Raw genomic sequence first — 20,120 nt, forward strand, 5'->3', positions numbered from 1 at the left:
TCACTCTTACAATAAAAAAGGGGAATGTAGAATGAACGTTCAAACGATTACGAAAGAACAAGCTTGGGAAGTCCGACATATCGTCATGTGGCCTCATAAAGATTTCAGTTATGTTCAGCTGAAAGAGGATCCATCAGGCATGCACTATGGACTGTTTGAAAAAGGAGAGTTAAAATCAGTTGTTTCCTTATTTATAACAGGTGATGAAGCTCAATTCCGGAAATTTGCTACGCTCAAAGAAGAACAAGGAAAAGGGTACGGCAGTCATTTGCTAAAAGAGGTTTTGTTCAAACTCAAGAATCTTGGGATACGAAGGGTCTGGTGTAACGCACGAGAAAATAAAGTATCTTTTTATCAGGCATTCAAAATGAAAGAAACCACGCGTGTATTCACCAAATCTTCTACACGCTATGTAGTTATGGAACTATTTTTTTAAACAGCTAAAAAAGCAGCGTGCGGAAGCACGCTGCTTTTATTTTACTGCTCTTATTTAAGAAAGACTGTAACCTTTAGTTTGGTTCAATCAATCCATATCGGCCATCTTTTCTTCGGTACACAACGTTTGTAATGTTTGTCTCAGCATTTGTAAATACAAAGAAACTATGTCCTAACATATTCATTTGTAAAATAGCCTCTTCGCTATCCATTGGTTTTAAATTAAATCGTTTTGTACGAACTAGCTCTAATTCATCCTCTTCAGTTGCAACAGCTACGTTCGCTTCACTTTCTAATGCTGCAAATAGATACTTCTCAGCACCTTTTTCACGCATTTTTCGATTCACTTTTGTTTTATGTTTACGAATTTGACGCTCTAATTTATCTAGGACAAGATCGACAGCTGCGTATAAATCACTGTGGGTCTCTTCAGCTCTCAATACGAGATCATTCATTGGGATTGTGACTTCTATTTTTTGATCGTTATTGTAGACTTTTAAGTTTACATTTACGTCAGCAGTTGGTGTCTCGTCGAAATAACGCTCTAACTTACCAAGCTTTTTCTCTACGTATTCCCTAATTGCTGGAGTCACCTCAATGTTTTCACCGCGAATGTTATACATCATGTTCGAACTCCTCCTTTAATCCATTGCTATACCTCTACAATTCTACAATACCCGACACAATCCCTTCCTAAACTATTAAAATTTTTAGAAAATTTAGTGAAAATTTTTGGAACCTGAGAAAAGTTTATGAAAAAACCAAAAAAATAGACCTTCTTCATAAGAAGAAGGGTTGTATTTTTTACGCAAAATTAATTTTTTTTATCGTAAAACATCCCATCAAACGATTTCATTTCGTAAGGGTTTACATAGCTGTTATTATGCTTTTTTTTCACTTTTAGCAAACGGAGATCTTCCATGATTCGATGCCGGATGAAGATCAGATTTTGATCAATCGTCTTATTCATTTCGACAATTTTCTTACCCATCCATTCATGATCTCTACTTTTTGGCGGCAGCTTCTCCATGAGGTCACGTCTTTTTAATAGAAGATACTCTAATTTCTGAATGTCCTCTTCTCGATTTTTGTCAGAAAATATTTGAGTAAGTCGGTAAATCTCGTCAGTTATCTGATACAGTTCGTTTATCATATTTATGCTTGGCCGCCGCTTCCATGGACTTGCTGGCGGTGAAGCTGCACAACTTGCTTCCACGTATCGCGGAACTCTGTTACATATTGTTCGGCTTCATCCAAGCTCTCTATGTCATTTTTTGTGTTCGCTTCAATTAAACACTGGTTGATATAGTCATACATAGTCATCATAGACTTAGCAACTTGCACGTTTGTATCAAGGGTAATCATTAATTCTTGAATAATATTTTGTGCTTTTAACAAATTCGTATTTTTTAGCTCAATATTTTTTTCCTGTATGCCTGTTCGTGCAAGTTTGATAAATTTCAAACACCCGTTATACAGCATAAGCGTTAACTCTCCTGGAGAGGCAGTCTGAACAGCTCCCTGCTGATACGCTTGATATGGATTATTTGCTGCCATAAACGTTCACTCCTTCTTAACTAAAATATTGCGATAACTGCGCGCTTTGAGCATTTGCATTTTGAATGGCTTTCTCCATTGCTGTAAACTGACGATAATACCGGTCCTCTACTTGTGTGAGCCTGCTTTCAAAACTAGTAATTTGGCTGTTTACGCTTTTTAAATTCCGCCCAAGCAAAAATTGTTCACTTGTCCATGTTGAACGGCCAGCGCGCTGCTCAACTTTGGATACGGTTTGAGTAATCGTATCTCGTAAACGTCGTACAATCCCTTTTTCACTTGTTGTACTTCCACTTTTCATAAATAAATCCATAACAGACTGCGGGTCTTTTTCAATTGCTTCTTTTAATTTAGTCCCGTCACCTTCAATCACTAGCTTGCCTCGATCACTATAGTTTGCGCTAGTTGAAATACCGATGTCCGTTAGCTGTGAAAATGCTCCGCTCACTCCTGATACAGAGGCATACCAGTTAGAACGCATTTGATTCAGCCCGCTTGATAAAATTGTGTCTCCTTTTAACAAACCGCTTTTTGCTTTATCATCCCACTGCTCAGCTTGTTTGTCCGTTAGCTTTTCTCTTTCTTGATCCGTCAAAGGCTGATAGTTTCGGTCTCTTTCTTCGGTAATCTTTCCATTAATTTTCTCAATCAGCTCATTATATTTAGTCACAAAATCTTTGATTGTATCAAATACTTTTTGCGTATCATTGCTTACGTTAACGCGCACATCTCCTGTGAAATTATTTTGAAGGGTATAGGTAACGCCTCCCGTTGTAAATGTATTAGACTTACGAGTTGTTTCTAGACCGTTTAGCGTAAATTTTGCGTCTGTTCCTTTCGCATTACCGGCAAGCTGTAGAAACCCCGTTGTCAAAAATGCTCCTGAAAAAACCATATTGGATCCATCTGGACTGTCAACAGAAGATAAATTCCCCGTATCTTTACGAGTCATGACAACTTTATTCGTTCCTTCATCAAAAAAAGCTGAAATGCCTACTTTTGAATTACTGATTTGTGTGAGAAGGGTGTTTAATGAGGTGGAACCATCAAATTCAAATGGCGTACTTCCCCCATCTTGAATATTTCCTGTTGCTTTGCCTGTACTATCATAAGTTGTCATAGAAAAGTTCAGCACATTTTGCTGATACGAGAACGCTTCAATTGTACTGCCGCTTGTTAATGTGGTACCAAACGTCATTTCACCTGTGTCTTCGTTAATAAATACTTCATTAGAATTTATAGTTCCCGCCGCTGTTCCTATTCTTACGGTATACGCTTTACTTGTACCATCCGTGGTAACGGATATAGAGTTTAAAGTGCCTGTGTTCTGATTTACAGCAGAAACAGCACCTTTAGCTAATTTCACTGTACTAGTATCCGCACTTAATGTTATGGCGGCTTGTTCCACTGTTTTCTCAGTCCAAACACTTGAATCCATCGACCCGCGTTGAGACCACAAGCTTTTCGTCGGATCCATACTAGAATCAATACTGGTGCTAATAGTCTGAGCAGCAGTCGCCATTGTCACGTTTGAAAGGGTATAAGACGCATTTCCTGCTGAGGAAGTAGCTGCTGCTTTTACTTTTGTTTCATCTGCTGAAGATACCGTTTTGGACGAATAAGAAGACTGCAAGGTCATATTAAAAGCAAGATTATTAAAGTCTGATAACAGCAAATTCATAGAGCGATAATCGTCGCGCTGCCACTCTAACGTTTGCTTTTGTTTTTTCATCTTATCAATAGGCATTCGTTCAGCCTTCATTAAATCACTGACGATTTGATCAATATCCATCCCACTTGCTAATCCACTTACTCTTACCACTTACCATCACCACCGTTTTTTTATTCATCTATCCATCAACTGCTAGCCATAAAATATAAGTATATTTTTTCGAATCTCCCTATTCGTTCATAGGTTCACCACTTCTCTATTTTGTATCGGTAAAACGAACATTTTTTTCATAGGTCAAAGGGTGCAAGATAGAAAAAGCTCACTTATTTTTTTACAATAAGTGAGCTTTTTATTATTGGCCAAACAAGTTCAGTTTCTGGGATAAATTCCTTTGAATATCCTTAGGAATAAGGTATGGTGCTAGATTTATAATATCTCGTAACGAATCAATGGTTACAGAGGCAGATAAATTTATATATTCATCCGTTGTATCTGCTTGCTCAAACGAAATGGAATCTGGCAAATTATTGAGCAGAGTAATTTCATTCATTTCTTTATCGACCGTGACATCAGAAGACTCGTTAATATTTAAGCGATCCCATACAAGAGACCTCGGAATCGGCATTCTTCCTAAATGCACACTATTCACCTTCAAAACAAGCTTTCCATTCTCGGCATTTGGTGTTACATCAACTACAAACTGTGATTCCATAAAAGATACTACATGTTTATTAATATAAAATTTTATATGTTCCGGAAGCAACTCCGCTTCTGCTCCCTCAACCGTTTCATCATTTTCATAAAGGTAGCTGCGCAAATAATCGTTAACATCGCTCTCGCTCAATCGGTAGCCTAAAATAGGGGAGCCTCCGTTCAGTTCTAGCGACGTCGCACGAGCGGACTTTTCTTGTGCTAGTGAAGATAATGAAGCAGTCTGATCAAGCTTTTCAACATTTCTAACTGGACTAACGAAAAAATACAACCCAAATAAAAGGATAATAAATAGAAAAATAACAGCTATAAATTTTCTCAAACACACGCACCCTTTCAAACATTCTTCTTGGAACATAATACCGATTTATCTTTTATCATACAAGATAAATAAGATGTATGTCGAAAACTTGTATAAAATGTACGTATATACTCGACATCCCAAATGGCGAATAAGTCTATAGTGAATAAAACGAGTCTTGTTCGACTTAAAATGCGTCGATTTTAGTAACTTAAAGTCGATTTTTATAGGAATTTGATAATTGGCACACTTCTTGCTTATTATAAAGGTAAGGGGAGGAATTTCTATTTATATTTTCAGAATTTACTTTATTTTCTAATAGTCTTTCGATAATTTTAAAGGAGTGAATACGATGGGAAACAAAACAGAATCACACGGAAAGTTAAAGCAACGTCACGTTTCCATGATTTCCATTGCAGGTATTATCGGGGCCGGCTTGTTTGTAGGAAGCGGATCCGTTATTAACGCAACAGGCCCAGCAGCAGTAGTTTCATATGCAGCAGCCGGACTGTTAGTCGTTCTATTAATGCGTATGCTCGGTGAAATGGCTATGGTAAATCCAGATAAAGGTTCATTCGCGACATATGCTCAGCAAGGAATTGGCCCGTGGGCAGGTTATGCTGTTGGATGGCTTTACTGGTTTTTCTGGCTAATTGTAATTGCAATCGAAGCCACTGCAGGAGGAGCAATTGTTCATGAATGGCTCCCTTCCGTACCAATTTGGCTTTTAAGCTTAATCTTAACCTTTGCATTAACCTTAACAAACTTATTCTCTGTCAAATCATTTGGAGAATTTGAATATTGGTTTGCAATGATTAAAATTGTGGCAATCGTTGCTTTTATGGGAATCGGTTTAGCTATTATTTTCGGATTAATCCCAGGTACATCTTCACCTGGTTTAGCTAATTTAACGGGGCACGGAGGCTTTATGCCAAAAGGTACGAACTCTATCTTTTTAGGAGTTATTACCGTTATTTTCTCTTATTTTGGAGCTGAAATTGCGGCTATTGCAGCTAGTGAATCAGAAAATCCAGCAAAAGCTATTACAACTGCTATTCGCAGTGTCGTATGGCGAATTTTAATTTTCTATATTGGTTCAGTTGCTATTTTAGTAACTCTTTTACCTTGGAACTCAGCTGATTTACTAAAAAGTCCGTACGTAACAATGTTAGAAATGGTCAACATTCCAGCAGCTGCACAAATTATGAATTTAGTCGTATTAGTATCCGTTTTGTCTTGCTTAAACTCTGCTTTATATACGAACTCGCGAATGATTTTATCATTAGCTCAAAAAGGACAAGCTCCTCGTGCTTTAGCAAAGGTAAGCAAATCAGGCGTGCCGGCAAGAGCCGTATGGATTAGCACAGCTGCCGCATATGTATGTGCTATCTTTAGCTTCGTTTCGCCGGATAAACTCTTTTTATTCTTAGTTAATGCATCAGGAGCCATTGCTCTTATTGTGTACTTAGCTATCGCTATTTCGCATTTACGCCTGCGTAAGAAAATGATTCAAGCCAACCAGCCAATTAAAGGAATGAAAATGTGGTTGTTCCCGTATTTAACATACGTAACAATTGCTGTTATTACCGTGATCTTCTTATCAATGGCATTTATTGATTCGATGCGCTCACAGTTTTTCTTAACTCTTGGATTAACCGCTGTTGTTCTTCTTTCATACTCATTCATCAAAAAAACAAATAACAAGCGACCTGACGATCAATTTTCCGAGTCAGAAAATATTGCAAAATAAAAAAAGCCGCATCTGCGGCTTTTTTTATTTTGTTTTTGATTATTTCTCAACCGATATGTCACGATGAAGGTTTCGAAGCGGCTGAGGAGGGCAAATACGTCGCGTTGCGTAAGAAACAATAAAAATAGTTAACAACCCGCCTACCATCGCAAATGTACGAAATGGAAACATGACCACCCCGTCTTCTATCATCGGATACGGAAGCAGCGCTTTTAAATGAAGCAGCGGTTCCCCTCCACCGATTCGAAGAACAAGAGACACAATGAATCCAGCCAAAGATCCGTACCAGTTTGCTCCTTTAAAGAACAAAGCGCAAACCAATTGTGGAAAAAGAATACAATACACTAGGTCCCCTGATAAATACCATAAGGAGTAGACACTCTCAGAGTTTAAAGCAATTAAAGTTGCTCCAGTTCCAATGATAATGATAGAACGTTTAATAACTTTATCTAACTGCGCCTGTGTCGCATTTGGTTTTACAATCGGACGATACACGTTCCAAGCTGCCATTCCCGAAGCTGAAAGTAACGAAGCCGCTACTGCAGCCATGACGGCAGCAGCTAGTCCTCCAAGCGCAATCGCTCCTACTAAATCAGGCGTTAGATATTTAAATACGTATGTTAAAATCATAGACGCGCTCTCAGGGCTTGACGCTCCAAATGAAGACCAGTCCGCACTGTAACCAATCATTCCTATTAAAGTTGGAGGCAAGGCCGCTAGAGCGCAAAAAATGCCGGCTGTAATAGATAGCCACATTGCTGCTTTTTCATTTTTAGCAGATAACACGCGCTGAAAATAAATCTGCCATGGAATACCACCAAAAATAAGTAAAAATGTGCTATCCCACCATTGCCAATATGTATTTCCCCATTTTGGATCTTCCCAGCCTTTTAATGGAGGAAATAAATGAAGAGAACCAGTCATACCTTCTGAATAAGTAGAAAAAACGGCTCCCACCCCTCCCGTATTCGAAAATGCAAAAGGAAGCACCAGAAATAATCCTAAAAACATAATAGAAAGCTGTAAGATATCGGTATGTGCTACTGCCCACAAGCCGCCAATCACGGTGTATGCAATGGCAATAAGTGCGGAAAGAATGATGGAAATTGAAAAACTGAGGCCTAAAATCACACCGAATGTTGTTCCTAAAGCAGTTAAGATAGCTGCGCTCCAAAACAGCTCTCCTAATATAGCTGGAAAATAAAGAACCGTAGCCATTTTCTTACCGAAACGAGATTCTAGAGGATCGAGCATTGTCATAAACTCAAACCTTCTCATCTTTCTAGCAAAAAAGATACCGCCTAAAATTAAGCTGATTGAATAACACCATGGCGCTTGCGTCCAAGTCAGTCCTGAGGAATAAACAGTTTCGGCCGTTCCAGCAATATACCCTCCACCTACCCAAGTAGCGGTCATTGTGAACATTGAAATCCATAGCGGCATAGATCTTCCCGCAACAAGCATATCATCTGATTTTCCTTTTTTACTTGCAGCAGCTCGAGCACCAATAAAGTAAATAACACCATACATAATGAACATTAAAATGAGGCCTGGCCAATAGAGATCTGGATTATAGAGAGAATAGATAAATGCGACAACCATAAAGATGAAAAATCCTATAATAGTTGTCCATAAGGGGGTTAGTAGACGGTTGTTTCTGTTTGATTTCCCTGAAAAGTCAGAAGTCTCATTCGACTTTTCAGGCCTGGCTTGTTGTGTGTCTGAACGAAATGGCTTTTTAGCATTTTGCATCGTCTCACATCCTTTAAATTGATAAAGAAATCTAAAGACATAACTGTCCTCTATTCCTTTTTCCTACCAGCATACAATTAAACCTAAAAATAGATTTTTTTAGAATAAACTATAAATAGTTGGATTATAAATACCAATACGAAGGGGAGAAATTACGTTTATATAATTATATTAAAATAATTTAAATTGACTTATTTTATTATTCAGCTAAAAATTCATAATTATTTTCATCTTCTCTCTAAACTCCTTTCTTAATTTCCACATTCAAAATCCTTTGTTTCTCAAGGTTTGTATGCAAGCAGATATCGTACTATGGTTAATATATCTGAATGTTTAGGATATTGTCAAAAAAGTTTAAGGGTTTTCATATAAAAAAAGAATAATATTCTCATAGCTCATACATAAAAAAACCTTTTGTATCAAGGGACATAGCAATCAGTATTTTTTAATTGCTTTTTGTTAAATTTTTTCTTAATATCCGAATAATCAGCTCTTAATAGAGAAGAAAATCAATTTAAATTCAGAACATTTAAAGTTTTTGAATTTGACTAAATTAAATGGCCGATGCTATAATTCAAATTGTTAAGAACGTTAAATATAAATTTAACAAATTCTATTATTTGGAGGTCGATGCTATTGGAACAAACACTTATGCTTGAGAAAATGCACATAAACGGCCAATGGGTTGAAGCACGCAGCGGCGAGAAAAGAGAAATTGTAAACCCCTTTAATCAAGAGGTTATCGCTGTCGTTACAGAAGGAAATCGTGCTGATGCCATAGAAGCCATTGAATCAGCTAGAAAAGCTTTTGATGCAGGTGAATGGTCTAAATTTACAGCGGCCGAAAGAGGTTCTTTGTTATTTAAAGTAGCGGAAGAAATTCGCAATGATCGCGAGGAACTAGCAAAGCTTGAAACCTTAAATACCGGAAAAACCCTCGTTGAAAGCCTAGCAGACATGGATGGAATTGCTGATGTCTTTCAATACTATGCTGGATTAGCAGATAAAGATGGCGGACAGATGATTGAGTCACCTAATCCTGATTCTGTTAGCCGCGTTGTCCGTGAGCCTGTAGGCGTGTGCAGCCAAATTACTCCTTGGAATTACCCGTTATTGCAAGCCTCTTGGAAATTGGCTCCCGCACTTGCTGCTGGGAACACAATTGTTATTAAACCAAGCGAAATCACCCCTTTAACAACTATTCATATGATGAAAATTTTTGAAAGAGTTGGCTTTCCAGCAGGCGTCATTAACATTGTACTCGGTCCAGGTGCGACCGTTGGACAAGAAATGGCAGAGAGTCACTTAGTAGATTTAGTTTCCTTTACAGGTGGCGGAGTATCTGGACGTAAAGTCATGCAGGCTGCCGCAGGCAACTTTAAAAAAATTGCTCTTGAACTCGGAGGGAAAAATCCGAATATCGTCTTTGCTGACGCTGACTTTGACACTGCGGTTGACTATGCATTAAATGCGGTCTTCTTTCATGCTGGTCAAGTTTGTTCAGCTGGTGCGAGATTACTCGTTCAAGATGATATTCACGATAAATTTGTTTCAGCAGTTATTGAACAAGCCAAAAAAATTAAGCTAGGGGACGGCATGGACGAAGCCACTCAAATGGGACCCGTTATCTCAAAAGAACATCTAGCTAAAGTGGAACATTATATTGAGCTAGGGAAACAAGAAGGTGCTTCTCTTGTTTTAGGAGGCAAGCGTCCAACTCAGGATTCTTTACAAAAAGGCTTATTTATCGAACCAACTATTTTTACAAACTGTCATGGAGACATGAAAGTTGTCCAAGAAGAGTCATTTGGTCCGATTATGACAATTGAGCGCTTCAGTACTGAAGAAGAAGCAGTCGCACTTGCTAACGATACGATCTATGGATTAGCTGGAGCTGTTTGGACAAGTGATATGAACCGAGCTGAACGTGTAGTGAAAGCACTCCGTATGGGAACAACTTGGATTAACGATTATCATCCCTACTTCCCGCAGGCTCCTTGGGGAGGTTATAAGCAATCTGGGATTGGAAGAGAGCTTAGCCATATCGGTCTAGAAGAGTATACGGAAATTAAACATATTTATACCAATACAAATCCACAGCCAATGCGCTGGTTTCAATAAAAATTAAGGGGGAATTTAAAGATGTTTATGCGATTTGAAAGAATGGAACGTTTAAAAAGTTTTGAGATGCCAACGGTTGTAAAACATGGAATTGGTGCTGTAAAACATACTGGAGAGGAAGTAAAAAACCTAGGTGTGTCTAAAGTTTTATTAGTAACAGATCCTGGTGTAAAAAAAGTAGGTTTAGCAGATCCCGTAATCGCTAGTTTAAAAGAAGCGGACGTAGACGTTATTCTATTTGACCAAGTAGAAGCCAACCCTTCTATTCACGTAGTAGCAGACGGCACAAAAATGTACAAGGAAAATGGATGCAACGGACTAGTAGCTGTTGGAGGCGGAAGTTCAATGGATACGGCAAAAGCTATTGGTGTAGAAGTAGCTCATAATGCTCCCGTCTTAGATTATGAAGCAGCTGAAGGAAAAAAACCTTTAACAAAACGTATCCCTCCTTTAACAACAATCCCTACAACTGCGGGTACAGGAAGCGAAGTCACACAATGGGCCGTCATTACGGATCCTGTTCGTGAGTTTAAGTTTAATACAGGTGGACCTTTAATTGCTGCTCACTTAACAATTATTGATCCAGAACTGCACGTATCTATGCCTTCACATATTACGGCCGGTACAGGAATTGACGCATTAGCTCATGCAATTGAGTGTTATACATGCCACTTTGCGCAACCAATGACAGACTCTGTTGCTTTATTGGCTATTGAGTACGTTGGAAAATACTTACGACGTGCAGTTGCAAATGGACAGGATATCGAAGCACGCTATGGAATGGCGCATGCAGCTATGCTTGCTGGCCTTTCATATGGAAGTGAATCTGCAGGAGCAGCTCACGCGATGGCTCAAACATTAGGAGGCATTTATCCAATTGCCCATGGCCCTTGCGTAGCAGCAATGCTAGGTCCTGTAATGGAGTATAACTGGATGGGTGAGCCTGAGAAATTTGCGCGCATAGCTCAAGCTCTAGGGGTTAATACACATGAACTAACACTTGAAGAAGCAGCTCAAGCAGCTGTTCGTGAAGTATATCAATTAGTTAAAGATGTACAAATCCCTTCTTTAGAAGAACAAGGTGTTCCAAAAGAAGCGGTTTCTCGCTTAGCGCAAGAAGCATTTAATGATCCTCAAACAGTTGGGAATCCTCGTGATTTAACTGTAAAAAGTTACGAATGGATTTATAACCGCTGTTTTGAAGCTACACCATTAACCGTATAAAAATGATAAAAGGCTGTTGATTTTTCAACAGCCTTTTTTATGTTACTCTTTCGCTAATTCTTCATTTAAAATATCGATGATTCTTCGGTCGTCAAAAACTTTCACTACTTTTTTCAAGAAATGATAATAATGTTTGGACTCTATAATCTGCGCTAAATTACGCTTTGCTTTTACTGCGATCTCCTCAGGTACATCTTCATCATTTAAAAGAATCTGCAGCTTGTTTTCCGCTTCTTCGATTGCCTCTAAATTAACTGAAATTTCTCTTTGCCACTTCTTACAGAAAAATGAAAAAAAGGACTTAGAAAAATCTTTTTCTGCTTCATATAAGTCTTTTCGAACACCTTTTTTCCACACTTTGTGGACCATGTCAATATTTTGAAGTGAACGAATAGATGTACTCATCGTTGGTTTACTCATACCCAATTCTTCACTCATTTGATCTAATGTAACAGGTTCATCCATAAAATAAAGCATGCCATACAGCCTTCCTACTGAAGGTGTAACACCATATAAATCCATCGTATCAGCTAAAGCACTGACAACCACATCTTCGGCTTCTTTTAATAAATCATGATACTCTTGAACATCACTCATTTACTCTTCTCCTCTTTTGTTAAATTTATTTGAATTATACTTAATAAATTTAATGATACACGATAAAAAGGAAAAAAACAGAAATTCAGTTCAATTTTTTGATAAAAAAGAAGCCTTCTCTTAAAGAGAAAGGCTTAAGACATAGTGGGGAATACTATATGTTTATCTTTCCCGATTTAGATATTATTTATACGGTATATTTTTAATTATTTTCAATCTGATTGTTTTATTTCTTTTTCGGTAATTGTTTCAGCATATCAATAGCATGTAATGTAATTTGAGAAGCACTTTTATTTTCATTACGTATTTCTTCATAAATCTCTTGTCTATGAATATCTACAGACTTTGGAGCTTGAATTCCTAACTTTACTTGATCACCATTAACTGCAAGGACGGTCACTTCAATTTCATCACCTATTTTGATTGTTTCATATAACTTTCGTGTTAAAACAAGCATGGACTCACTCCTTATCTATTCCTCTTACTCAAATAACCTGTGCTTCGTTTCGTAAGCTGTATTCATTAAAATCACTTGCTTAGCAAGCTGTTGCTTTGTATTAATAATAACAGGAGCCTGCAAATTAGCCGTTATCTTTTCCACAGAATCTGACATCGTAAGCAATACGTAAACAGCTGCATCTTCCGCTTGTTGTAATTGAAGCTTTTCGATTTCCTGAGGTTCTAGTTGAAAATCATAATCTAAAAAAAACTGAAATGGATCCGTGATAATAAAAGCTAATTCTTTGGTTTGAGTAGACTGCAGAACTTGGAAAGCTTCGGCTTCCGGAAGTGGTAAAATAACAAATTCAGTTTCTTCCAAAAAACCTGGAATCCCTTGATTAAATGTCAGTGTTTGCTGATTATCTATTTCTATATCTCCATGATAGCTTGTGAAAATTTTCATCTCATCACACCTTTGCTAATTAATTTTTTCTTGTTATCTTTTTTCATTATAAAAAAGCTCCTTCTGTGTAGAAGGAGCTTTTTAACGCAAGAAATCTAGCAGCGTAGGCTGAATAATTTGAGCCCCTACTCCCAAAGCAGCACGATGCACGCTTTCTTGTACGGTTAAATCCGTAATGACTTTTTCAATATCTGCATCTTCATTATTTGAAAGCATCTTAGTAGCCGTAATTTCCTGTGAATCAAGGCGGTTTTCGATCAGCTCAAGCCGATTGCTCCTTGCTCCCAATTCAGATCGCTCCGCTAATAGCGTAGACAGCTGCGTGTCTACCTGTGTAGAAAGATCTTTTAGTGAGTTTACATCGTTTTGTTCAAAAGCTGTTTGAACATTGTTCATTAAGTCGAATGCACCTTGTCCAAAGATGTTTTCAGGATGAATATTGACTCTCAGCTGGATACCTTTTGATACCTCAACCGAAAAAGGATCCAGATTAATATTCGATTCTATCATACCGCTTGCATTCTCACTAATCGGCGGTGCTCCCACATTTACACCGTTAAAGATATAGTTTCCTGCCACCTGCGTATTGCCGACTTGCATATAATCCAGCTTTAACTGTTCAATTTCACGTGCAATCGCTTGTCGGTCATCACTTTCATTCGTACCGTTTAACCCTTGCACGACCAGCTCTTTAGTGCGCTGAAGAATGGAATTGACTTGTTCAAGTCCTGATTCTGAACTATCAAACCAAGACTGAGCTTCTGTTAAATTACGTTTATATTGATTTACTTCAGAAAGATTAGACCGATACGCCATTCCTTTCGTAGCGACTACCGGGTCATCGGAAGGACGAGTAATTTTCTTTCCCGTTGATAATTGGTTTTGAAGGGTTTCCAGCTTATTATAGCTATTGCTAATCTGTTTTAACGAATTAGCCGCTAACATTCCTTGTGTGACACGCATCTTTACCTTCCTCCAGTTCCAAGACCGTTTACAATTTTATCAAGCATTTCATCAATCATCGTCACCATACGGGCACTAGCGTTATATGCATGCTGAAACTGAATCATATTGGTCATCTCTTCATCCAATGAAACTGCACTGGTAGACTGGCGCCTTTGCTCCACAGCTCCTTGGAGAGTTTCTGAATTACTTTTTAAGCGGTTGGCTTGTTGGGCATCTACTGACATTTGGCCAATGACAGATTGATAAAATCCATCTAATGAAACAGCTCCGTTTCCGGAATTAATAAGCACCTTTTGACGAAATTGAGACAACAGCTGAGCATTTTGTCCATCTCCTTTGCGGCCAGTTCCATCATCTTCAGAAGAGGCCGAAGAAGCAGCAGCGATATTGTTTGTGTTTTGTTTGATTTTATCAGCAATAACAATTCCAGTTGCAGCTCCTTCTTTCTGAGAAATCTCATTAAAAAAGGACACACCATTCTCACCATCTAGCGTGACACCTTGTTCGTGCTTATCATTAAACCAGTTCACAAATTCATATGCCATTTCATCTAAATCATCAATCATTGAAGCGTAAACACCAGTTCTATTACCACTATTATCTATATATCCAGAAGCCTCAATTAACCCTTTAAGTTTTCCTTGAGGAAATGACTCAGGGTTCCGTATCTCATCCCCTATATGAATGCCCGTCACATAGGAATCTTGATTTGTTGTCAAACTGATGGCATTTATTTGATGAGTTTTCCCATCTAAAAGAGTAATAGGTCCTTGAGACGTTTGAAGCTGAACCGTTACCACTCCTTCTGACGTTGCAGAAGCGTTCCCGCTGCTTTTTGTATACTCTAAAGAAACCGGCATAAATTTAGAAATCTCATCTAGCAGCCGATCTCTTTCATCATACAAATCATTAGGTAAATAGCCATTTGGTTCTACGTTTTGTATTTGTTGGTTCACATTATTTATTTGCTCTAGCAACGAATTTACTTGTGTTACGGCTACGTCACGCTCGTTTTGTAAATCACCTTGAATCGTTTTTAAAGAAGTAGATAAATAAGAGAAAGTATCGCCTACTGCTTCAGCTCGTTCAATCATAACAGACCTGGCTCCTGCTTCTGAAGGGTGTGAAGCTACATCTTGAATGGCCTCAAAGAATTGATTAAAAACAGCTGAAAGTCCATCTTCAGTAGGTTCATTCATAATTTCCTCCATTTTTTCAAGAGCACCAGCGCGTGCATCCCAATACCCCACTTTAATGGTTTCATCTCGATACTGGGTATCTAAAAATGTATCACGTATTCGCTCTACCGTGCTGGCTTCTACTCCCATTCCTATTTGACCCGCAGTCCCAGTCTGATTCATCCCTGGGGCCGGATAAGCTGGGAACGTTTCTAAACTTACTCGCTGACGCGTATAGCCCGGCGTATTTGCATTAGATACGTTATGGCCAATCGTGTAAAGAGCCGCTTGTTGGGCGTCCATTCCTCGTTTAGCCACCTGCAAACCATGAAATGTTGAACTCATTCTGCTTTCCTCCGTTCTTTATGCCTTCGAATTAAAAATAGAGTTGGACTGAAACGATCTATTATTTGTTTTTGTGTAATTGAACGAATCCTCTCGCTTCGATGGAACAAGAAGGTCTAGTTCGGTATGAATCAGCTGTAAAGACTGTGTGAGCAGCTGATTGTTTAAGTCATTTGCATACTTTATATCTTGAATGATATCTATTAGCTGTTTTTGAAAGGGTATCAAGATGGAGTATTCAGAGAATGAGCCTGCTATTTCTTCAATGGAGCGAGCAGTATGTCCGCTTTTTTCCATTGCTTCTATACGTTTTGTTTCCAGTGCAGAAATAGCAGCTATATGAGATTGCTCTTTTTGCAAAGAAGCCGTCAATGCCTTTACATCTTGTTTAATAATAAAATTCGTTTTCTCTTTAACAATGACATACAAACTTTTATGAAGCGTTACTTGTTTTTCTAGTATCGTTTGAATTTCTTGCACGTTCAATCAATGTCAGTCCTTTTATTTTTTATAGAAATCTACAATACTTTTAGCAATTTCTTTTCCGTTAATTTCGTATGTTCCGCTGTTAATTTGCTGTTTGAGCTTCTCCAATTTTTCAAGTCTTTCTGGAGATGGTTCATTTCCCTGAAGTTTCTTCGCCTCAGATGAAATATGAATCTGATCTTGTGGATTTTTTTTAGAGACCTGTTCTGTTTTTTCTGATTGTTTTTTGTACGGATTTATTCCAAATAAGTTCGATGGGTTAATCTTCATCTCTCTCACCTCTTTTTATATTTGTATCCGTTATCTCTATTCATTATATCGGAATTTCCACCTAAACCTTTAGCATCCGCAAGGAAGTTGAGACCATTTTCACAGTCCACCTTAAACATAGGTCTATAGATAGAGAGTCTGCAAACATTCAGCACACTTTTACTCTTTTTTCCTTTCGTTAGAACGATAGGTGGGACGCGTGGGCTCTTCATTTGAACGAATCATCTCACGATTATGCTTTTCTAACCCATGTTTAATTTCTTGAGAGCATGAATGGCAAAGTTTCCCTTCCCGAATCTGAGCGTTGCATTGCATGCATGGATAGCTTATATTTGGAAAGTTAGCTAACACTAAGCGACCTTGTCGAATAAATTGATGAATTAACAAATCTGAAACGCCCGTTTCTTTCATCACTTCGTAAGTCGTTGCTGTACGATTTGCTCTTTTCTTCAAGAATGAAGAAACACGTTGAAACAGAGCTTCTTCTTTGTCAAAACATGATTTACATATACTTATTGATCCAATTTTCACAAATAAATGACCGCATTCCCTGCAATTATCTAACGTTCCCATATTCGAAACTCCTCATTTGTTTTTTATTTTACTATCGGTCAAAGTTTTAAATTATACATCTTCATGCACGAATTAAAGTGAGCGAACGAACTGAACGTGCCCCAGCTTCCTGCAAACACTTTGCCGCTTGGCGCACGGTTGCTCCTGTTGTATAAATGTCATCAATCAAGAGAAATTCTTGATTCGTAACCATTGAGGAGTCGACTACTTTAAATTCCAGCCTTTCTGTCAGCCGACTTCGCCTATTTTTCTTTGATTGCTTTGTTCCTGAACAACGAACAAGAGGCATTTCTATGTTGTCACTGATCAGTTCAGCTAGTGCTAAAGATTGGTTAAACCCTCTTTCGTATAATCTCTCCTCCGTTAAAGGTACAGGAACTAGTATAGCTTTTGGGTTACATTCTTTTTTATAGAACTTATACCACTGCTCCTTGAATGCTTGGATAATTTCATAGTCTCCTTGAAATTTAAAACGCTCTATTATGCTTTGCATAAAATCACTGTACGTATAAAGAGAACGGTTAAAAAAAGAAGCATCATTCCATTTCTGACAGTCCTTACATGTGTCTAGCTCATAATGAGAAGGAGCCAGGTCTGCAAGAGAGCGGCCGCATCCCCTGCAAACGCTACTGGTGATGATGGGACATCTTTGCAAGCAAACAGTGCAAATCCTATCCGTTGAAGAAGATTTTAACAATGACCTCCAATCGAAAGAAGAGACAAGAGGTTCAAAACAAATCAGACATATTGTCATCGATCAATCAGCCCTTCCTTATAAGCTAGAGCATTCATATGTTCAATATGTCCTTTTGCTTTTCGCATAGACAGAGATTGTCCATAATGAAAAAAGACCACGTCTCCCGTTGGAAATTGAGCACTCCTCCCCACCCTTCCTGAAATCTGCACAAGAGCACTTTCAGTAAAAATCGTTTCTTCTGCTCCCAATACTGCAACATCTATGTTGGGAACCGTTACGCCTCGCTCCAATATGGTTGTCGTTACTAAAATAACGAGCTGCCCTTCTCTAAATTTCATTACTTTTTCTTTTCGCTGGGAATCTTCAGCATGGACACCGTCTACCTTTTCGGTCAGCTTTCGAATCATGTCTGTGATCGGAGCAATCCACTTAATTTGCGGGACGAAGACAAAGCATTGTTTCCCTTCATCTATTCTTTTTTTTACCCATTTCTCAACATTAGCAGGCAAGGTATCTGTTTTTATTTTTTTCTTCCAATTGCCACACCATTCAAACCGAGGAACAGGAATAAGCATTCGGTGATAGCGGGCTGGAATTTTAACTACTTGTTTTTTTCCTTGCTCAACGTCTTTTTTTAATGATTCACTTGGAGTCGCTGTTAAATAAATCTTTGACGCAACGTGTTTAGCTGCTTTTGCAACAGCATAGTGCAGCATAGGCTCTGTTGAATACGGGAATGCATCTACTTCGTCAATAATCAGCACATCGAATGCTTGATAATAATGCAAAAGTTGATGAGTGGTGGAAATAATAAGAGAGGATTCATGAAAACGGTCTTCGCTGCCTCCATACATAGCCAGCACAGATATATCCGGAAATGCCGATTGAATTCTTGGCTTTAACTCAATAACCACGTCTGTTCTTGGAGTAGCAATACAGACTTTCTTTCCGCTGTTCAACGCGGATTCAATACCTTTAAATAAAATTTCCGTTTTTCCTGCTCCGCAAACAGCCCAAATTAACAGCTCTCCATCCTTTTTTATAGCTTGAATGAGTTCATTTGAAGCACGTTCTTGAGCTTTAGACAGCGTGCCTTTCCAATTCATCACGCTGCTTTTTGGCAGGACATTACTTGCTGGCCCTTCCCAGTTTATAAAGGGTGTGCATTCACTTACTTTGCCCATTACAATACATGCTCGGCAATAGTAGCAGTTCTGGTGACATCTACTGCATGGAAATGAAGCGAAATAAAAAGGGCTATCACTTCCACACCGGTTGCATCTGTATCGATTTTCTTTTTGGGTAATTGCTTTTTGATAGGAAATATATCCGTTTAGGTAATGTTCATGAATGAGGGGTAAAGGATAGGGAGTCTGATTGAGTAGCAGCTGCTTTCCGCTTAAAGAGCGCTGAAGATCTAAAGAGTAAGGGTATGAAGGATTTAAAGGTGGAGTTCTCCACGTATCGATTTGAGAGAGAGGAAAAGCATCAGGACTAGGCACTTGAACGGGATCTAGCAGTTCTTGTTTAACAGTAAAAAGCATCTCTTCATTCCTTTCCATTTTTATCGTACACATCTATATACGCAAAAAAAGGTGTTTTTTCCTGCAAAAAAACCAAATCAAATGATTTGGTTTTCGATTACTTTTTATACCAGCCTATACCGATGGCACCTTCACCTAAATGCGTGCCAATGACAGCCCCAAAATAAGAAAGGCTCCATTCAATATGAGGATATTCTTGTTCTAAGTCTCGTTGAATTTCTTTTGCTTCATTTTCACGATTAGAATGAATAACTACAGCTTTCATAGGTACGTTTTCTTTTGCATCTTCATCAAGAAGCTCGGTAATTCGTTTTAATGCTCGCTTACGCGTACGAATTTTTTCAAACGGAACGATTTTTTTAGATTCAAAATGGAGCACGGGCTTTACTTGAAGAAGACTGCCAATAATAGCCTGAGCAGCATTTAGGCGACCTCCGCGCTGTAAGTGAGATAAATCATCTACCATAAAATAAGCACGCATTGATAGTTTCATCTCTTCGAAACGCGCAATGATTTCGTCAGGATGTTTATTTAATCGGACCATCTCGGCTCCTTCAATCGCATAAAAGCCCTGAACCATACAGCTGATTTCTGAATCAAATACGTGCACATCAAAGTCTTCTACCATGCTACCTGCCGTCAAAGCACCCTGATACGTTCCGCTAATTCCACTAGATAACGTAATAACGATAGCAGCATCGAACTGATCTCGTTTTAACTGTTCAAACAACTCTACAAATTCTCCAATAGCAGGCTGAGAAGTGGTTGGAAGATTTTTTGCTTCTTTAATTTTTTCAAAATATTGTTTTGCAGTCATATCTACTTCTTCACGATATGTTTCTTCACCAAAAATAACGCTTAGCGGTACCATATGTATATGATAGTTTGATCGAATTTCCTCTGATATATAGGCGGTACTATCTGTAATAATTGCTGTTTTCATAAGATAGGGATCCATCCTTTGTTATATAAAATAATTTCACTCTATTCTACAACATTTAGGATTAAAATGCATGTAACGAGAGGTTTACCTATTA

21 protein-coding genes are annotated in these 20,120 nt (G+C 38.3%); 4 read left to right on the forward strand and 17 right to left on the reverse strand.

Annotated features, from left to right (window positions below):
* Window positions 1-31 precede the first annotated feature (31 nt).
* Window positions 32-436, forward strand: a complete 405-nt coding sequence (locus tag CEQ83_RS24820) for a GNAT family N-acetyltransferase (protein ID WP_028412025.1) — start codon at window positions 32-34, stop codon at window positions 434-436.
* A 73-nt stretch (window positions 437-509) separates the two neighbouring features.
* Here the strand turns inward: CEQ83_RS24820 and hpf are convergent, their stop codons facing one another.
* The 5 genes from hpf to CEQ83_RS24845 form a co-directional block, all read right to left on the reverse strand.
* A complete protein-coding gene (hpf, locus tag CEQ83_RS24825) occupies window positions 510-1,061 on the reverse strand; it encodes a ribosome hibernation-promoting factor, HPF/YfiA family (RefSeq protein WP_013059750.1) in 552 nt (183 codons plus the stop codon).
* A gap of 188 nt (window positions 1,062-1,249) precedes the next feature.
* Complete coding sequence (locus CEQ83_RS24830) at window positions 1,250-1,588, reverse strand: flagellar protein FliT (protein ID WP_028412024.1); 339 nt, start codon at window positions 1,586-1,588, stop codon at window positions 1,250-1,252.
* Window positions 1,589-1,590: 2 nt separating this feature from the next.
* The gene (fliS, locus tag CEQ83_RS24835; RefSeq protein WP_028412023.1) at window positions 1,591-1,992 is read right to left on the reverse strand and encodes a flagellar export chaperone FliS; all 402 of its coding nucleotides are present in this window, start codon (window positions 1,990-1,992) and stop codon (window positions 1,591-1,593) included.
* Window positions 1,993-2,008: 16 nt separating this feature from the next.
* Window positions 2,009-3,814 (reverse strand): flagellar filament capping protein FliD, encoded by a 1,806-nt coding sequence (fliD, locus tag CEQ83_RS24840; RefSeq protein ID WP_028412022.1) that lies wholly within the window; start codon window positions 3,812-3,814, stop codon window positions 2,009-2,011.
* 202 nt (window positions 3,815-4,016) lie between these two features.
* A complete protein-coding gene (locus tag CEQ83_RS24845; protein WP_028412021.1) occupies window positions 4,017-4,697 on the reverse strand; it encodes a hypothetical protein in 681 nt (226 codons plus the stop codon).
* Window positions 4,698-5,028: 331 nt separating this feature from the next.
* Between CEQ83_RS24845 and CEQ83_RS24850 the strand changes: the two genes are divergently transcribed.
* Window positions 5,029-6,426 carry an amino acid permease gene (locus tag CEQ83_RS24850; RefSeq protein ID WP_028412020.1) on the forward strand — a complete coding sequence of 466 codons (1,398 nt, stop codon included), beginning with the start codon at window positions 5,029-5,031 and terminating at the stop codon, window positions 6,424-6,426.
* A gap of 39 nt (window positions 6,427-6,465) precedes the next feature.
* Here CEQ83_RS24850 and CEQ83_RS24855 read toward each other — a convergent pair whose 3' ends face one another.
* Window positions 6,466-8,178: a high affinity choline transporter 1 gene (locus CEQ83_RS24855; protein ID WP_028412019.1), complete on the reverse strand. Its 1,713-nt coding sequence runs from the start codon at window positions 8,176-8,178 to the stop codon at window positions 6,466-6,468.
* 630 nt (window positions 8,179-8,808) lie between these two features.
* Here CEQ83_RS24855 and betB point away from each other — a divergent pair.
* Together betB and CEQ83_RS24865 are read left to right on the forward strand one after the other, a co-directional pair.
* Window positions 8,809-10,299: a betaine-aldehyde dehydrogenase gene (gene betB / locus CEQ83_RS24860; RefSeq protein WP_176521382.1), complete on the forward strand. Its 1,491-nt coding sequence runs from the start codon at window positions 8,809-8,811 to the stop codon at window positions 10,297-10,299.
* 21 nt (window positions 10,300-10,320) lie between these two features.
* On the forward strand, window positions 10,321-11,523 hold the full coding sequence (locus tag CEQ83_RS24865) for a choline dehydrogenase (RefSeq protein WP_016765895.1): 1,203 nt from the start codon (window positions 10,321-10,323) through the stop codon (window positions 11,521-11,523).
* A 42-nt stretch (window positions 11,524-11,565) separates the two neighbouring features.
* On the opposite strand, the gene cudC is transcribed toward CEQ83_RS24865, so the two are convergent.
* From cudC to CEQ83_RS24920, 11 genes are all read right to left on the reverse strand, one after another.
* Window positions 11,566-12,120 (reverse strand): choline uptake/conversion transcriptional regulator CudC, encoded by a 555-nt coding sequence (gene cudC / locus CEQ83_RS24870; RefSeq protein ID WP_028409671.1) that lies wholly within the window; start codon window positions 12,118-12,120, stop codon window positions 11,566-11,568.
* 226 nt (window positions 12,121-12,346) lie between these two features.
* The gene (gene csrA / locus CEQ83_RS24875) at window positions 12,347-12,577 is read right to left on the reverse strand and encodes a carbon storage regulator CsrA (RefSeq protein WP_028412017.1); all 231 of its coding nucleotides are present in this window, start codon (window positions 12,575-12,577) and stop codon (window positions 12,347-12,349) included.
* 24 nt (window positions 12,578-12,601) lie between these two features.
* Window positions 12,602-13,024, reverse strand: coding sequence for a flagellar assembly protein FliW (gene fliW, locus CEQ83_RS24880; protein ID WP_155017546.1), 423 nt, complete (start codon window positions 13,022-13,024; stop codon window positions 12,602-12,604).
* 81 nt (window positions 13,025-13,105) lie between these two features.
* On the reverse strand, window positions 13,106-13,987 hold the full coding sequence (flgL, locus tag CEQ83_RS24885) for a flagellar hook-associated protein FlgL (RefSeq protein WP_028412015.1): 882 nt from the start codon (window positions 13,985-13,987) through the stop codon (window positions 13,106-13,108).
* A gap of 2 nt (window positions 13,988-13,989) precedes the next feature.
* Window positions 13,990-15,513 carry a flagellar hook-associated protein FlgK gene (flgK, locus tag CEQ83_RS24890; protein ID WP_028412014.1) on the reverse strand — a complete coding sequence of 508 codons (1,524 nt, stop codon included), beginning with the start codon at window positions 15,511-15,513 and terminating at the stop codon, window positions 13,990-13,992.
* Window positions 15,514-15,531: 18 nt separating this feature from the next.
* A complete protein-coding gene (locus tag CEQ83_RS24895) occupies window positions 15,532-15,993 on the reverse strand; it encodes a flagellar protein FlgN (protein ID WP_223546706.1) in 462 nt (153 codons plus the stop codon).
* 21 nt (window positions 15,994-16,014) lie between these two features.
* Entirely contained in the window at window positions 16,015-16,269 is a 255-nt protein-coding gene (flgM, locus tag CEQ83_RS24900) for a flagellar biosynthesis anti-sigma factor FlgM (protein ID WP_014457790.1), read from the reverse strand.
* Window positions 16,270-16,428: 159 nt separating this feature from the next.
* Entirely contained in the window at window positions 16,429-16,842 is a 414-nt protein-coding gene (locus CEQ83_RS24905) for a TIGR03826 family flagellar region protein (protein WP_028412012.1), read from the reverse strand.
* A 61-nt stretch (window positions 16,843-16,903) separates the two neighbouring features.
* Window positions 16,904-17,497, reverse strand: a complete 594-nt coding sequence (locus CEQ83_RS24910; RefSeq protein WP_224980623.1) for a ComF family protein — start codon at window positions 17,495-17,497, stop codon at window positions 16,904-16,906.
* Between the two features lie 95 nt (window positions 17,498-17,592).
* A complete protein-coding gene (locus CEQ83_RS24915) occupies window positions 17,593-19,083 on the reverse strand; it encodes an ATP-dependent helicase ComFA (RefSeq protein ID WP_028412010.1) in 1,491 nt (496 codons plus the stop codon).
* A gap of 97 nt (window positions 19,084-19,180) precedes the next feature.
* Window positions 19,181-20,026, reverse strand: coding sequence for a DegV family protein (locus tag CEQ83_RS24920; protein WP_028412009.1), 846 nt, complete (start codon window positions 20,024-20,026; stop codon window positions 19,181-19,183).
* Window positions 20,027-20,120: the final 94 nt, after the last annotated feature.

It is taken from the genome of Priestia megaterium, assembly GCF_009497655.1.
Classification (GTDB): Bacteria; Bacillota; Bacilli; order Bacillales; family Bacillaceae_H; genus Priestia; species Priestia zanthoxyli.